The sequence below is a fragment of the Bradyrhizobium sp. sGM-13 genome, from assembly GCF_018398875.1.
Lineage (GTDB): Bacteria > Pseudomonadota > Alphaproteobacteria > Rhizobiales > Xanthobacteraceae > Bradyrhizobium.
The window spans coordinates 109,036-123,383 of the sequence record NZ_JAGWDK010000015.1 but is presented as its reverse complement, the minus strand read 5'-3'; the positions used below and the strand labels follow the sequence as shown (position 1 = coordinate 123,383).

The 14,348-nt window shown below is 61.8% G+C and carries 14 protein-coding genes and 1 tRNA gene; 10 read left to right on the top strand and 5 right to left on the bottom strand.

The window, feature by feature from the left end; all coding sequences use genetic code 11:
* Positions 1-114: 114 nt before the first annotated feature.
* Entirely contained in the window at positions 115-1,203 is a 1,089-nt protein-coding gene (locus KJQ96_RS23020; protein WP_213288796.1) for a transporter, read from the top strand.
* A 70-nt stretch (positions 1,204-1,273) separates the two neighbouring features.
* Here the strand turns inward: KJQ96_RS23020 and KJQ96_RS23015 are convergent, their stop codons facing one another.
* Together KJQ96_RS23015 and KJQ96_RS23010 are read right to left on the bottom strand one after the other, a co-directional pair.
* A complete protein-coding gene (locus tag KJQ96_RS23015; protein ID WP_213288795.1) occupies positions 1,274-1,615 on the bottom strand; it encodes a hypothetical protein in 342 nt (113 codons plus the stop codon).
* A 147-nt stretch (positions 1,616-1,762) separates the two neighbouring features.
* Positions 1,763-2,296 (bottom strand): Dps family protein, encoded by a 534-nt coding sequence (locus tag KJQ96_RS23010; protein ID WP_213288794.1) that lies wholly within the window; start codon positions 2,294-2,296, stop codon positions 1,763-1,765.
* Between the two features lie 122 nt (positions 2,297-2,418).
* Between KJQ96_RS23010 and KJQ96_RS23005 the strand changes: the two genes are divergently transcribed.
* The 5 genes from KJQ96_RS23005 (at position 2,419) to KJQ96_RS22985 (ending at position 8,655) form a co-directional block, all read left to right on the top strand.
* On the top strand, positions 2,419-3,123 hold the full coding sequence (locus KJQ96_RS23005; protein WP_213288793.1) for a class I SAM-dependent methyltransferase: 705 nt from the start codon (positions 2,419-2,421) through the stop codon (positions 3,121-3,123).
* A 79-nt stretch (positions 3,124-3,202) separates the two neighbouring features.
* Positions 3,203-3,278 (top strand) — tRNA-OTHER (locus KJQ96_RS23000).
* 298 nt (positions 3,279-3,576) lie between these two features.
* Positions 3,577-7,041, top strand: a complete 3,465-nt coding sequence (gene carB, locus KJQ96_RS22995; RefSeq protein WP_213288792.1) for a carbamoyl-phosphate synthase large subunit — start codon at positions 3,577-3,579, stop codon at positions 7,039-7,041.
* Positions 7,042-7,256: 215 nt separating this feature from the next.
* Complete coding sequence (gene greA / locus KJQ96_RS22990) at positions 7,257-7,730, top strand: transcription elongation factor GreA (protein ID WP_156908795.1); 474 nt, start codon at positions 7,257-7,259, stop codon at positions 7,728-7,730.
* 514 nt (positions 7,731-8,244) lie between these two features.
* Positions 8,245-8,655 carry a DoxX family protein gene (locus KJQ96_RS22985; RefSeq protein WP_028350194.1) on the top strand — a complete coding sequence of 137 codons (411 nt, stop codon included), beginning with the start codon at positions 8,245-8,247 and terminating at the stop codon, positions 8,653-8,655.
* 126 nt (positions 8,656-8,781) lie between these two features.
* Here KJQ96_RS22985 and KJQ96_RS22980 read toward each other — a convergent pair whose 3' ends face one another.
* Complete coding sequence (locus tag KJQ96_RS22980; protein ID WP_213288791.1) at positions 8,782-9,261, bottom strand: Lrp/AsnC family transcriptional regulator; 480 nt, start codon at positions 9,259-9,261, stop codon at positions 8,782-8,784.
* 279 nt (positions 9,262-9,540) lie between these two features.
* Between KJQ96_RS22980 and trxB the strand changes: the two genes are divergently transcribed.
* From trxB to dapA, 3 genes are all read left to right on the top strand, one after another.
* Positions 9,541-10,506 (top strand): thioredoxin-disulfide reductase, encoded by a 966-nt coding sequence (gene trxB / locus KJQ96_RS22975; RefSeq protein ID WP_213288790.1) that lies wholly within the window; start codon positions 9,541-9,543, stop codon positions 10,504-10,506.
* Positions 10,507-10,508: 2 nt separating this feature from the next.
* Positions 10,509-11,429: a LysR family transcriptional regulator gene (locus KJQ96_RS22970; protein WP_028350191.1), complete on the top strand. Its 921-nt coding sequence runs from the start codon at positions 10,509-10,511 to the stop codon at positions 11,427-11,429.
* A gap of 556 nt (positions 11,430-11,985) precedes the next feature.
* The gene (gene dapA, locus KJQ96_RS22965) at positions 11,986-12,918 is read left to right on the top strand and encodes a 4-hydroxy-tetrahydrodipicolinate synthase (protein ID WP_213288789.1); all 933 of its coding nucleotides are present in this window, start codon (positions 11,986-11,988) and stop codon (positions 12,916-12,918) included.
* Between the two features lie 49 nt (positions 12,919-12,967).
* On the opposite strand, the gene KJQ96_RS22960 is transcribed toward dapA, so the two are convergent.
* Positions 12,968-13,108 carry a hypothetical protein gene (locus KJQ96_RS22960; protein WP_213288788.1) on the bottom strand — a complete coding sequence of 47 codons (141 nt, stop codon included), beginning with the start codon at positions 13,106-13,108 and terminating at the stop codon, positions 12,968-12,970.
* Between the two features lie 235 nt (positions 13,109-13,343).
* Here KJQ96_RS22960 and KJQ96_RS41410 point away from each other — a divergent pair, with 235 nt between their 5' ends.
* Positions 13,344-13,478: a hypothetical protein gene (locus tag KJQ96_RS41410; RefSeq protein WP_256441646.1), complete on the top strand. Its 135-nt coding sequence runs from the start codon at positions 13,344-13,346 to the stop codon at positions 13,476-13,478.
* A gap of 185 nt (positions 13,479-13,663) precedes the next feature.
* Here the strand turns inward: KJQ96_RS41410 and KJQ96_RS22955 are convergent, their stop codons facing one another.
* Positions 13,664-14,344: a ParA family protein gene (locus tag KJQ96_RS22955; RefSeq protein ID WP_028350188.1), complete on the bottom strand. Its 681-nt coding sequence runs from the start codon at positions 14,342-14,344 to the stop codon at positions 13,664-13,666.
* Positions 14,345-14,348: the final 4 nt, after the last annotated feature.

The window sequence follows — 14,348 nt, the reverse complement described above, 5'->3', positions numbered from 1 at the left end:
GTAGCATGTACGCAACCCTTGTCGCGGCGGCTATCGAGGCGAAGCGGACGTTTGGCGAGGCTCCTGACCTCGTCTGTGGTTGCAATGTGATCTCCGGCCATTTGGGGCAGACAAATGACACGCGACACATCCAAGCGAGAATCTCGCAAGCGAAAATCTCGGCGTTGGCTGATCCACGCAAGTTTCAGCGCTGCCGTGGCGCTGCTCGGCTTCGTGTCCCACGCGGCATACGCCGACGAGAGTGGTGTTTCGTACTGGCTTCCCGGACGCTTCTCCAGCCTTGCCGCGACACCTCAGGTGCCGGGCTGGTCCATGGCCGCGGTGTATTACCACACCTCGGTCGAAGCATCTGGCGCCGTCGCCGCGGCAAGGCAAATCCAGATCGGTAGATTCCCGGCAACGGTGAACGTCGATTTCAATGCCAGTCTGAACGCACAGGCCGATCTGATTCTTCTGAATCCCACTTACACTTTCGGCACGCCAGTACTTGGCGGCCAATTGGCCATCGGTGTCACCGGCATATTCGGCAGGGCAAGCACCGGCATCGACGGAACGCTCACCGCTGCCGTCGGACCGCTGGTGGTGACCCGCATGGGGAGCATTTCGGATTCACTCACTTCGGTCGGCGACCTCTATCCGCAGGCCACGTTGAAGTGGAATGCCGGCGTGCACAACTTCATGACTTACCTGACCGGAGATATTCCGGTGGGCGCTTACGATCCCGCCCGTCTCAGCAACATCGGCATTGGTCACGCGGCGATCGACGCGGGCGGCGGCTACACTTACTTCAATCCCGCCGCAGGGCACGAATTCTCCGCTGTCGCCGGATTTACTTACAACTTCAAGAATACTCACACCCAATACCAGAACGGGATCGACTTCCACGTCGATTGGGGAATCTCGCAATTTCTTTCCAAGCAGGTTTTCGTCGGCTTCGTCGGATATGGATATCAGCAAATCACGGACGACTTCGGTCAGCATCCGGCGCTCGGCGGGTTCCGGTCGCGTGTCTTCGGCATTGGTCCGCAGATCGGAATCCTTTTCCCGGTCGGCGACATGCAGGGATATCTCAACCTGAAAGGCTATGGCGAATTCGCAGCCGAGAACCGGCCTTCGGGGTGGAATACCTGGCTGACGTTCTCAATCTCGCCAATGGCGCCCACCAGCACGCTGACGCCGGCGCGCCGGGTGGTGACGAAGTAGCCGCCCGCGCTGATGGCGGCGAACTGCGTTCATTCCATCCTGGCGACTGACGGCGAAAACACGCCGGGCATCATCTGGCCCACTGACCTATCTGCAGACAGGTCAGCAAGCTGACGTAGCTCGGCGTGCCCCCGATGCTCTCTTGCGAGATGCAGCTCACCCGGCTTGGCGCGGGGAATTTCGGCCATTGGCTTGCGAGCTGCCGCTTCGCTTTCTGCTCATCGCTCACGCAACTCTTCAGCGACTGATCAACGGAGAGGCCAGTGGTGGCGGCAACGTCGAGCCTGCAACTTCGGACAATATCGAAGTTCGGCACTCCGTCTGCCACCGCAACGACCAACTGGGAGTTCAAAACGATCATCGAAAAGGTGATAGGCATCGCAGGCTTCCCGCTAGTCTCGCGCATCAGCATCGTAGCGGAACCTGCCCGGGAAGCCACCCTTAATTTGGGTCCGCACGGCGATCAAGGTCGACCGGGAGACGGCGGGAATATCTGATCGGGCAGCGCCTGGCGCCACCCGTCGGCGAACCCACTCCCACACGAGAGACGGTGAGAGAATTATGCCACGTTGGCGCCTTCCTGGCGGCTGGCCTCGAACAGGAACCACGTGCGGCGCTCGGTCTCGTCGATGAAGGTCTCGAGCAGGCCCGCAGTGCCGGAATCCTCGTGCTCGTCGGCGAGCTTGTGCGCCTTGCGCATCGCCGCCGCCACATGCTTGTTGTCTTCCATCAGCTCGCGCAGCATTTCGCGCGGCGGCACGTAGTCCTCGTTATTGTCCTTGATGGTCTGCAGCTTGGCAACCTGCCCGACCGAGCGCAGCGTGGTGCCGCCAAGTTTGCGGACCCGTTCAGCGAGTTGGTCGGTGGTGGCGAAGATCGCTTCCGACTGCTCGTCCAGCATAAGGTGATAGTCGCGGAAATGACGGCCGCTGACGTGCCAGTGGAAGTTCTTGGTCTTCAGATAGAGCGCAAACGCGTCCGCCAGCAGCGTATTGAGCGAGGCCGAGATCTTGTCCACGGCGGCCGGCGGCAGGTCGGTCGGCGTATCGAGGTCGGCGGATACCTTGTCGGATTTATTGCTGGTTTTGCTCACGTTGAACCTTCCTGTTAGGAATTGGGCACGACGGCATTGGCAGGGAGCGCCGGACCGTCTAACGCCCCACCTAGGTGCCGGTTCCGTTACCGGAACCCCCAGTTTTGCCGGACCCGACTGCGATGGACGAATGGATCGACTATTACGATTCCACGCATACGATTTATGTGAGCAGGCTGCATCGCGACCTGCATTTCCAGATCATCGCGCGCGATATCATCAGCTATATCGCTTCGCCCGACGCGGTCGTGCTGGACTATGCTTGCGGCGAAGCGCTGTCGGCTGCCAAGGTGGCGGACGCCTGCGCAAAACTCTATCTGGCCGAACCGGCGCCCGGCGTCCGCGGCCGGCTGATCGCGCGTTTTGCGCCGAACACCAAGATCCGCGTCCGCTCGCTCGAGGATCTCACGCGAATGGCGGAAAGCTCGGTCGACCTCGTCGTCATGAATTCGGTCGCGCAATACATGACGCGTGGGGAGCTGGATTCGGCGCTTGCCGTCATTCGCCGGTTGTTGAAGCCCAACGGTCGCCTGGTGCTCGGCGATATCCTGCGGCCGGACGTCGGCATGGCCAGAGACGTGCTGGCGCTCTTGAAATTCGCCGCCGCGCACGGCTTCCTGAAAGACGCGCTGTATGGCCTTGCGAGCACGGCGCTGTCGGACTACCGCCAGCTACGCACGCGCGTCGGGCTGCAGCGCTACCGTGAAGACGAGATGATCGAGAAGCTCGCGGCCGCAGGCTTCACCGCCTCCCGCGCGCATCAGAATATCGGCCACAACCCGTGGCGGATGACGTTCGTCGCGCGGCACGCATTCCAACGCCATTGAGCACAACGCGCGTAGAGGTTGTTAACCCTAAAGCACGGTAAGGATGGTTCACCGCGCCGTGATGGGCAATGATTGCCACGGCCCGGTGGCGGAAGCGTCGACGCGGGAGCAGTGCAATGCTCTTTATCCTGGTTCAAATCCAGGCCGGGCCTCCACGCTTCGCCCTGACGGGCTATGCGTGGCGCAGCCACGCCAGAGACCGGTGGGGCAAACGTGTCCGGCGTAGCTTGAGCAAAGCGAAAGCGTAGACGGACTGGGCCCCCCCCCCAAAGAGCGAAGGCGGACCGAGCGCCAAACCCCTGAATTCCCCGTTGATGGCCCGTTTTTGGGGGTTTCGCGGGTGCGGAATCTGGTCTAAAGACCACCCGCGCGCGAGGGTGACCCGCGCTCTTGGCTTAGGGGACGCGCGGCTGCGCGCCCTTTTTTTGTGCCCAAAATCCAGTCTGAGAGCCGATGCCCAAAAGAACAGATATCTCCACCATCCTGATCATCGGCGCCGGTCCCATCGTGATCGGCCAGGCCTGCGAATTCGATTATTCCGGCACCCAGGCGGTGAAGACGCTGAAGGAAGAGGGCTACCGTATCGTCCTCGTCAATTCCAATCCGGCCACGATCATGACCGATCCGGAATTGGCTGATGCGACCTATATCGAGCCGATCACGCCCGAAATCGTCGCCAAGATCATCGAGAAGGAGCGCTACGTCATCCCCGGCGGCTTTGCGCTGTTGCCGACCATGGGCGGGCAGACCGCGCTGAACTGTGCGCTGTCGCTGCGCCGTCAGGGCACGCTCGACAAATTCGACGTCGAGATGATCGGCGCCACCGCTGACGCGATCGACAAGGCCGAAGACCGCCAGCTCTTCCGCAACGCGATGGAGAAGATCGGTCTTCAGACGCCGAAATCGCGGCTCGCCAATGCCTCGGCGCTGAAAAAGTCCTATCGCGACAAATACCTCGCCGAACGCGAGAAGCTATCCGGCGACGCGCTGGATGAGCTCGAACGGCAATGGACGATCGGCGAAAACGAGCGCCGCAAGCGTTACCAGGAGCACGCGCTCGGCGAGGCGCTGATGGCGCTGTCCGAAATCGGGCTGCCCGCGATCATCCGCCCATCCTTCACCATGGGCGGCACCGGCGGCGGCATCGCCTACAACAAGGAAGAATTCCTCGACATCATCGAACGCGGGCTCGACGCTTCCCCGACCAACGAAGTGCTGATCGAGGAATCCGTGCTCGGCTGGAAAGAGTTCGAGATGGAGGTGGTGCGCGACAAGAAGGACAATTGCATCATCGTCTGCTCGATCGAGAACCTCGATCCGATGGGCGTGCACACCGGCGATTCCATCACTGTCGCGCCGGCGCTGACGCTGACCGACAAAGAATACCAGATCATGCGCGATGCCTCGATCGCGGTGCTGCGCGAAATCGGCGTGGAGACCGGCGGATCCAACGTGCAGTTCGGCGTCAACCCCGAAGACGGCCGCATGGTGGTGATCGAGATGAACCCGCGCGTGTCGCGCTCCTCGGCGCTCGCATCAAAAGCCACCGGCTTTCCGATCGCAAAAGTCGCCGCCAAGCTCGCGGTCGGCTACACGCTCGATGAAATCGCCAACGACATCACCGGCGGCGCCACGCCCGCCTCGTTCGAGCCGACCATCGACTATGTCGTAACCAAGGTCCCCCGCTTTGCGTTCGAAAAATTTCCCGGCGCCTCCGCCACGCTGACGACCTCGATGAAGTCGGTCGGCGAAGTCATGGCGATCGGCCGCACGTTCCAGGAGAGCCTGCAGAAGGCGTTGCGCGGGCTCGAGACCGGACTGACCGGGCTCGACGAGATCGAGATCGAGGGGTTAGGGCGCGGCGACGACAAGAACGCGATCCGCGCCGCGTTGGGCACGCCGACGCCGAACCGCATTCTGCAGGTGGCGCAGGCGATGCGGCTCGGCTGGTCGAACGAAGAGATCTTCAATTCCTGCAAGATCGATCCGTGGTTCCTCGCCGAGATGCGCGGCATCATCGACATGGAAGCGAAGATCAGGACGCACGGCCTGCCGCCGAACGGTTATGGCATGCGCATGCTGAAGGCGATGGGCTTTTCCGACGCACGGCTTGCCGTGCTGTCTGAATCCACCGAAGCCGAGATCACCGCGAAGCGTCACGCGCTCGGCGTACGCCCCGCTTTCAAGCGCATCGACACCTGCGCCGCCGAATTCGCCTCCCCCACCGCCTACATGTATTCGAGCTATGAAGCGCCGTTTGCGGGCGCGCTGGCGGATGAGAGCGCGCCCTCGGACCGCAAGAAGGTCATCATCCTCGGCGGTGGCCCGAACCGGATCGGCCAGGGCATCGAATTCGACTATTGCTGCTGCCACGCCTGCTTCGCGCTCGACGATGCCGGGTATGAAACCATCATGATCAACTGCAATCCGGAGACGGTGTCGACCGACTACGACACCGCCGACCGGCTGTATTTCGAGCCGCTCACTGCCGAGGACGTGCTGGAAATCGTCGCCACCGAGCGGCAGAACGGCACGCTGCACGGCGTGATCGTGCAGTTCGGCGGCCAGACGCCACTGAAGTTGGCGCGCGCGCTGGAAGCCGCCAACGTGCCGATCCTCGGCACCTCGCCCGACGCCATCGATCTCGCCGAGGACCGCGACCGTTTCAAGCGCGTTCTCGACAAACTAAAGTTAAAGCAGCCCAAGAACGGCATCGCCTATTCGGTCGAGCAGGCGCGGCTGGTGTCGGCCGATCTCGGCCTGCCACTGGTGGTGCGCCCGTCCTACGTGCTGGGCGGCCGCGCGATGCAGATCATCCGCGAGGAAACGCAGCTCGACGATTACCTGCTCGGGACGCTACCCGAGCTGGTGCCGGCCGACGTCAAGGCGCGCTACCCCAACGACAAGACCGGGCAGATCAACACCGTGCTCGGCAAGAACCCGCTATTGTTCGACCGCTATCTGTCCGATGCCACCGAGATCGACGTCGACTGCCTGTGCGACGGCAAGGACACCTTCATCGTCGGCATCATGGAACACATCGAGGAAGCCGGCATTCACTCCGGCGATTCCGCCTGTTCGCTGCCGCCGCATTCGCTGGATGCGAAGATGATCGAGGAGCTCGAGCGGCAAACCCGCGAGCTCGCACTCGGCCTCGACGTGGTCGGGCTGATGAACGTGCAATATGCGATCAAGGACGGCGAGATCTACGTGCTCGAGGTCAATCCGCGGGCGTCGCGCACCGTTCCGTTCGTCGCCAAGGTCGTCGGCACGCCGGTGGCGAAGATCGCGGCACGGATCATGGCCGGCGAGAAGCTCGCCGATTTCAAGCTGAAGAAGAAGAAGCTCGGCCATGTCGGCGTCAAAGAGTCGGTCTTCCCCTTCGCGCGCTTCCCCGGCGTCGATACCGTGCTTGGTCCGGAGATGCGCTCGACCGGCGAGGTGATGGGCATCGACCGCTCGTTCGAGGTGGCGTTCGCAAAAAGCCAGCTCGGCGGCGGCACCCGCGTGCCGCGCAAGGGCACCGTTTTCGTCTCGGTGCGCGAGATCGACAAGACCCGTATCGCCGAGGCGGTCCGGCTCTTGCACTCGCTCGGCTTCAAGGTGATGGGCACCTCGGGCACCCAGCGCTTCCTCACCGACAAGGGGATTCCGACCGAGAAGGTTAACAAGGTGCTGGAAGGGCGGCCGCACATCGTCGATGCCATCACCAATGGCGACATTCAGCTCGTTTTCAACACCACTGAGGGGCCGCAGGCGCTGGCCGACAGCCGTTCGCTTCGGCGGGCTGCCCTCTTGCATAAAGTGCCGTATTACACCACTCTTTCGGGTGCTGTGGCGGCCGCCCAGGGCATCCGGGCCTATCTGGGCGGGGACCTTGAGGTCCGTACGCTACAGAGCTATTTTTCCGAAAACTGATCGTTTACCGGGCGAAAATGCCCGCGAAACGATCGGCAATAAGCCGGCATGGCTGGAACCCACCGCCCGTTTGGATGTTTTAAGGCCCCTGACGGGGCCTAAATCAACGGGCTGGCGGGTTCGTGTGTCGAGTTCAAGGGCCTGATCGAAATCGAAAGCGTGGCTTGTGCGCGCAACTTTTGGCGGCTCGCACGAGGGAAGGACGGAAAGAGATGATGGACAAGGTTCCGATGACTGCTAGCGGGTATGCCGCCCTGGAGATCGAATTGAAGCAGCGCCAGTCGGTGGAGCGTCCGCGCATCATCGAGCATATCGCCGAGGCGCGCTCCCATGGCGATCTCTCCGAGAACGCGGAATATCACGCGGCCAAGGAAGAGCAGTCGCACAACGAAGGCCGCATCGCCGAGCTCGAGGACAAGCTCGCGCGCGCCGACATCATCGACATCTCGAAGCTGTCCGGCGACACCGTCAAGTTCGGCGCGACCGTCACACTGGTCGACGAGGACACCGAAAAGAAAGCGGTGTGGCAGATCGTCGGCGAACCGGAAGCCGACGCCAAGAAGGGCCGCATCTCGATCACCTCGCCGCTGGCGCGCGCCCTGATCGGCAAGAAGAAGGGCTCGACCGTGGAGGTCGTGGCTCCCGGCGGCGCCAAGGCCTACGAGATCACCAAGGTCGAGTGGCGATAGAGCGCGATGACGTTCTTCGAATCGTCATCCCGCCCTATCTCATTTATTCGAGCATGATCTCCGCGCAAACGCGTTCGGCGTTTGTCGCGAGGGAAAACCGGTATCCACTTTTCCGGATCATGCTGTAGTCACCTGCAAGTTACTGTTGCGACAAAGCCGCGTTTCCCACGCGGCTTTTTTGTTGCCGCCTTCCTGACGGGAATGTGAGTAGTGGTGCGGCGGATTTCAGAATATCCGAATCCCGGACGATGTTTATAGACTATAACTAACTGGAGCGGGGGCGTGCCGGCGTTGCGAAGCATCGGCATTTTGCGGCGATGAGCTGCAGGCTGCTGCCGAGGCGGCATCGTGCTGCGCTGCAATCGCAACAATGTCGCGAGGCGGCGCGGTGAAGGGGAATGATTCAATCTCAGGGGTGTTGTGTCGGCATCACACGCGATCCGACAAGACCGTGTAATCTCGTGGCGCTAAGTTTTTAGCGCGTCAAACAAAGGGGGACTAGGACATGGAACAAATCGACAAGATGCTCGCGAAATGGCAACCGCCGGCGCTGAGCCTGTTTCGCTTCATCACCGGGCTATTGCTGTTTCAGTACGGTGTCGCGAAGATTCTGAAGTTTCCGACTATTCCGGAGGGTAACGCTGCCGCGTTCCTCAACAAGGTGCAGTTGATGTCGCTATCGGGAGCCGCCGGTATGATCGAGTTGATTCTAGGCGGGCTCTTGCTGATCGGACTGTTCACGCAGCCCGTCGCCTTCATCCTTGCCGGCGAGATGGCCTTTGCCTATTTCATTGGTCATGCGCCGAGGGGCTTCTTTCCGCTCATCAACGCCGGCACGCTTGCGATCCTGTTCTGCTTCGCCTGCCTTTATCTTTCGACTGCAGGCGGCGGCCCGTACAGCGTCGACGCGATGCGGAAGAAGTGACTGAGCGTCAGCTCAGTCATTCCGGGGCGCGTCGAAGACGCGAACCCGGAATCTCGAGATTCTCTGGTGCGCAATTGCGCACCAGAGTTCGATGCTTTCGCATCGCCCCGGAATGACTTCTCAACCTCACCCCGTCACTTTCACATCGAGCGGCACCGCCGCTTCATATTTCGAATTGTGCAGCACGAGTGACGTCCTGACGTTGCGTACATGCGGCGCGGCTGTCAGGTGCGTGACGAAATCCTGAAACGTCGCCATGTCGGGCGCGACGCATTTGAGGATGAAATCGACCTCGCCCGACAGCATCCAGCATTCCCGCACCAAGGGCTCGGCGCGGACAAAATCCTCGAACGCGCGCAAATCCGCATCCGCCTGGCTGGACAAATGGACGGAAGCAAACACGGTGACGTCGAAGCCTAGCCGACGCGGATCCAACAGGCCCCGATAGCCCTGGATGTAGCCTTCTTCCTCCAACGTGCGGACCCGGCGCAGGCAGGGCGGCGGCGAGATACCGACGCGCTTGGCCAGTTCCACGTTGGTGATTCGGCCATCGGCCTGGATTTCGGCAAGAATTCGAAGGTCGATTTCGTCAAGATTCTTCGACACGCGCGTCGGGTTCCCTAATTCTGGCCCCGTGGGCCGGCCTTACTGGCAACTCTCTTAGCGCACGCCGGGCGGCTTGCGCAATTTTATTGCGCGTGCGACGCTGTATTTCGCGATTGTTACTTCAGTTCCGGGGAAAATTCGCTGGGATGAATTGCAATTCTTGCATAGCTACCCAGATATCTTAGACTTGGATTTGACACTTTCAGCGCCCCGCGACGTCCTTCCGGGCGCTTCTACTCAAGTCAAAAACAAACCCCCGAATAAGAGAGGGATCCGCCGATGCCTGCGCCTATACATGCCAAGGTCGTCATTATCGGTTCCGGCCCCGCCGGCTACACCGCGGCGATCTACGCGGCGCGCGCGATGCTGGAGCCGGTGCTGATCCAGGGCATCCAGCCCGGCGGACAACTCACCATCACCACCGACGTGGAAAACTATCCGGGCTTTGCCGACGTCATCCAGGGCCCCTGGCTGATGGAGCAGATGGAGAAGCAGGCGGCCCATGTCGGCACCAAAATCGTCACCGATCTCGTCAACAAGCTTGAAATGGCGCACCGGCCGTTCCGCCTGACCTGCGATAGCGGCGACGTCTATCTTGCGGAAACCGTGGTCCTCGCCACCGGCGCGCAGGCGCGCTGGCTCGGCATTCCCTCGGAAGAAAAGTTCAAGGGTTTTGGCGTCTCGGCCTGCGCAACCTGCGACGGCTTCTTCTATCGCGGCAAGGAAGTGATCGTGGTCGGCGGCGGCAATACAGCGGTCGAGGAGGCGATGTTCCTGACCAACTTCGCCTCGCAGGTTACGATCGTGCATCGCCGCGATCATTTCCGCGCCGAGCGCATCCTGCAGGATCGGCTGTTCAAGAATCCGAAGATCAAGGTGGTGTGGGACTCGGCGATCGACGAGATCTGTGGCGCCGAGAACCCGACCAAGGTCACCCATGTGCGCCTGAAGAACGTCAAGACCGGCGCACTCACGAAGGTTGCGGCCGACGGCGTCTTCATCGCCATCGGGCATGCGCCGGCAACCGACCTCGTCAAAGGCCAGATCAAGCTGAAGCCATCAGGCTATGTCGAGGTGGCGCCGAACTCGACCGCAACCTCGATACCCGGCCTGTTCGCCGCCGGTGACGTGGCGGACGAAACCTACCGCCAGGCGGTCACGGCTGCCGGCCTCGGCTGCATGGCAGCCCTCGAGGCCGAACGTTTCCTGGCTTTGCGCGCGAGCGATCGCGCAGCGGCTGAATAGTCATGCCTAGAACACGAGACGGATTTGACATGGACTGGGACAAGCTGAAGGTCTTTCACGCGGCGGCGGAAGCGGGAAGCTTTACCCATGCCGGCGAGCAACTGGGGCTCTCGCAATCCGCGGTGTCGCGGCAGGTCAGTGCGCTGGAGCAGGAGCTCGCGGTGTCGCTGTTCCACCGCCACGCGCGCGGGCTCATCCTCACCGAGCAGGGCGATCTTTTGTTCCGCACGGCGCATGACGTCTTCATGCAATTGCAGGCGGCGCGCGCAAAGCTCACCGACAGCCGCGAGCGGCCGAGCGGCGACCTCAAGATCACGACGCCGCCCGCGCTCGGCATCAACTGGCTGATCCCGCGGCTCGACGAGTTCACCGCGCTTTATCCTGATATCCGCATCTCGCTGATCGTCACCGACGAGGATCTCGATCTGTCGATGCGCGAGGCCGACGTCGCGATCCGGACCCGCAAGCCGACCCAGCCCGACCTGATCCAGCGCAAGCTGTTCTCGATCGGCTTCCATGCCTATTGCTCGCCGGAATACATCAAGCGCTTCGGCACGCCGCGGACGCTGGACGACCTCGATTCGCACCGCATCATCATGCTCGGCGATGCGCAGGTGCCGCCGCATCTGCAGAACCGGAGCTGGCTGATCGACGCCGGCCGCAACGGCTCGGGTCCGCGCGAAGCCTACTTCAAGGTGAATAATATCTTAGGGCTCGTTCGAGCCTGCCAGCAGGGGCTCGGCATCGCCGCCCTGCCCGACTATCTGGTCGAGGAGAACAACCGCCTGGTGCAGTTGTTCGGCGAAACCGATTCGATCGCGGTGGATACGTATTTCGTCTATCCCGAGGAACTGAAGACGGTCGCACGCGTGCAGGTATTCCGCGACTTCGTGGTGAGCAAGGCGCAGCGCTGGCCCTCGTAGAGCATGATCCGGAAAAGTGGGGACCGGTTTTCCGGAAAGATCATGGTCCAAAATAAAAGTTAGAAACGGTGGCGCTCCGTCTTCCGCGCTCCGGATTAGCCTATTTTATAGAGGCCCCGCTCTCCGCATGACTGACATGCGGCTCGGACGGTTGCTGCAAGGCACTGATGAGGATCATAGTGCTCAAACGCTGAGCGGTCGCGTCGCGCATATGTCCCCCTCCTCCAGTGACGCGGCGGTTCAGTAATCCCTCTTGGAAGGTGATTGTGTCGGCCTCACGTGGCCAATACCTCAAGCCGGGCTCTTTCGGGCCCGGCTTTTTTTTGCGTCAGTGTCATGTTCCCGCACAGATTGACATTGAGGTTCTCGGCCTCCATCATCCGCACATGATCACGAGTTCGTGCGCAGCACTGTCGTCGAAAAAAGGTCCCCATCCGGGGACCCGAGATCGACGCGCGCGCTAGTCTGTCGCGAACCCACGATCCCGAACCCCGCCGTCTGGACGGGGTTTTTTGTTGGTCCCGTCTCCGGCGCTTACCCCCAAGGAGATGGAACGATGACTGCCCCTTCGACCAACGACCTGGCAAGCCGGCTGCAGGGCCTGTGGCTGCCGCTGATCACGCCGTTTCGCGACGGCGAACTCGACGAGGCGTCGCTGCGCCGGCTCGTCCGACACTATGCGGCTGGCCCCGTCGACGGCTTCATTCTCGCGGCGACGTCGGGCGAAGGCATGTCGCTCCGCGCAGGCGAACTCGAGCGGCTGGTGACGCTGACGCAGAGCGAGTTCTCCGCCAGCCAGCGCCACTTGCCGATCCTGCTCGGCCTGTCCGGCGCCTCCACCGCGAAGATGCTCGATGCGCTGGATGAGACGGCGACCTGGCCGATCGACGGCTATCTGATCGCGAGCCCCTATTACATCCGGCCGACGCAGCGCGGCCTCGTGCAGCACTTCACCGCCCTCGCCGATCACGCCTCATGGCCGATCGTGCTCTACAACATTCCCTACCGGACGGGCGTCAGCCTCACCAATGAGACGTTGCTGCAGCTTGCGCAGCATCCGAACATCGTCGGCATGAAGGATTGCGGCGCCGACCGCGCGCAGTCGATTGACCTTCTGGCGAGACGGCCGGCAGGCTTTCGCGTGCTGACCGGCGAAGACGCCGAGTATCACGACGCGCTTGCCGACGGCGCCGATGGCGCGATCCTGTTGTCGGCGCATCTGGAGACCGCGGCCTTCGCATCGCTGCGGACGCTGCTCGCGCAGGGCGACCGCGACGGCGCGCGGGCGTGCTGGAAGGAGCTCTCCCGGCTGACCCGGCTGTTGTTTGCCGAGCCGAGCCCGGCGCCTGCAAAATACTGGCTGGCGAGCAACGGACTGATCGACAGCGCCGAGGTTCGTCTGCCGATGGTGGAGATAAGCGCGGAGTTGGCGGCGTTGCTCGACGAGGAGATCGAGCGGCGCAGGCCACAGCTTTTGCGGCGCGCTTAAGGCTGGCAGCGGCTCCCTCTCGTCTCACCAGCGAGAGGGAGAAATGGAATTAGCTGACCAGCAGGCGATAGGCCATCACGGGCGCGAAGCCGAGCAGCATTGCCCAGGCGGCGAATGACGACACCAGAAGAACGTCGTGCATGCTCTGGGCGTACTCGGCAATCGGATATTTCTTGTCGTGCATGCTCATCGCTTTTCCCCCGTCGTTTTTCTGAGCCGGGGAGATCCATATGTTTAAAATTCTAATGTTGCAGGCGAGACTTCGATCGACTTTGACGCCGTGCGGTCAGCAAATATTAACCAGGCATAGCGGTGGTTAATCGGCGGTAGCAGGTGCGGTCAAATGCAAGCGAAATCGCAAGCGGGTTTTTAAAACCGTTCGCATATCAGCATCCCCATACAACAGAAAAACGCGGGGGCGCGTCGTGCATTTCGAGAACAACAGCATTCCTGGACAACAGGGTTTTTCAACCGAGGACATTCTGTGGGCCGTCGGCATCTGGTCGGTGATCCTGACGCTGTCGCCGGTCGTCGTGTTCTACGTGCTGATGGTGGCGTAGGGCACTGTCATTCCGGGGCGATGCGAAGCATCGAACTATGGTGTGCACTTGCGCACCTGAGAATCTCGAGATTCCGGGGCTGGTGCTAACGCATCATCCCGGAATGACGGCAAAATAATCCATAAAAGAAAAACGCGCGGAGCCCGCGCGTTCTTTATCAGTCCGGCAGATCGAGAGCGGCGTTGTTACGCCGCCTGCTTGTGCATGGCGCCCGATGCCGACGCCGTTCCGCGGATCGCCTTGATCGAACGTTCGATCGCGCCCCACAGCCTGCTGATCTCCGCAGCCGCCCGGCCTTCCGCGTAGTATTCGCGGGCGCCTTCGCCCTGGCTCAGCGCCATGATCAGATCGGCGCGGTTGGTGATCTGACCGCTCCACACCGGCGCGCGGAATTTCGCCAGCGCTTCGCGCGCGAGGCTGACGATGCGGCTCTCGGCGCCGTCGCGTTCGGCAGGCGCACCGTTGATCACGACCGCGTAGGGCTTGCGCGCCGAACGACAGGTCTGAATGGTTTCCTGCACCGCGTTGACGTCGAACACGCCGGGCCGCGCCGGAATGATCACCATGGTGGCGTTGCGGATCGCATCGTCGACGACGGCCGACAAATTCGGCGGCGTATCGATGAACACCCATTCGATGCCGTCGCGCTTGGCGGCAGCGACGATGCCGCTGACGGAATTCACCGCGGGCTTGATCGGCGGCTCGTTGGTGCCGCGCAATTTGTGCCAGAGCGTAAGTGAGCCCTGCGGATCGGCATCGACAAGCAGGATGGGCTTCGTTGCCTTATGAACATGGGCAGCGAGGTGAGCAGCCAGGGTACTTTTTCCCGAGCCCCCTTTACGTGATGCAAAAACAATTACGTTCATACCT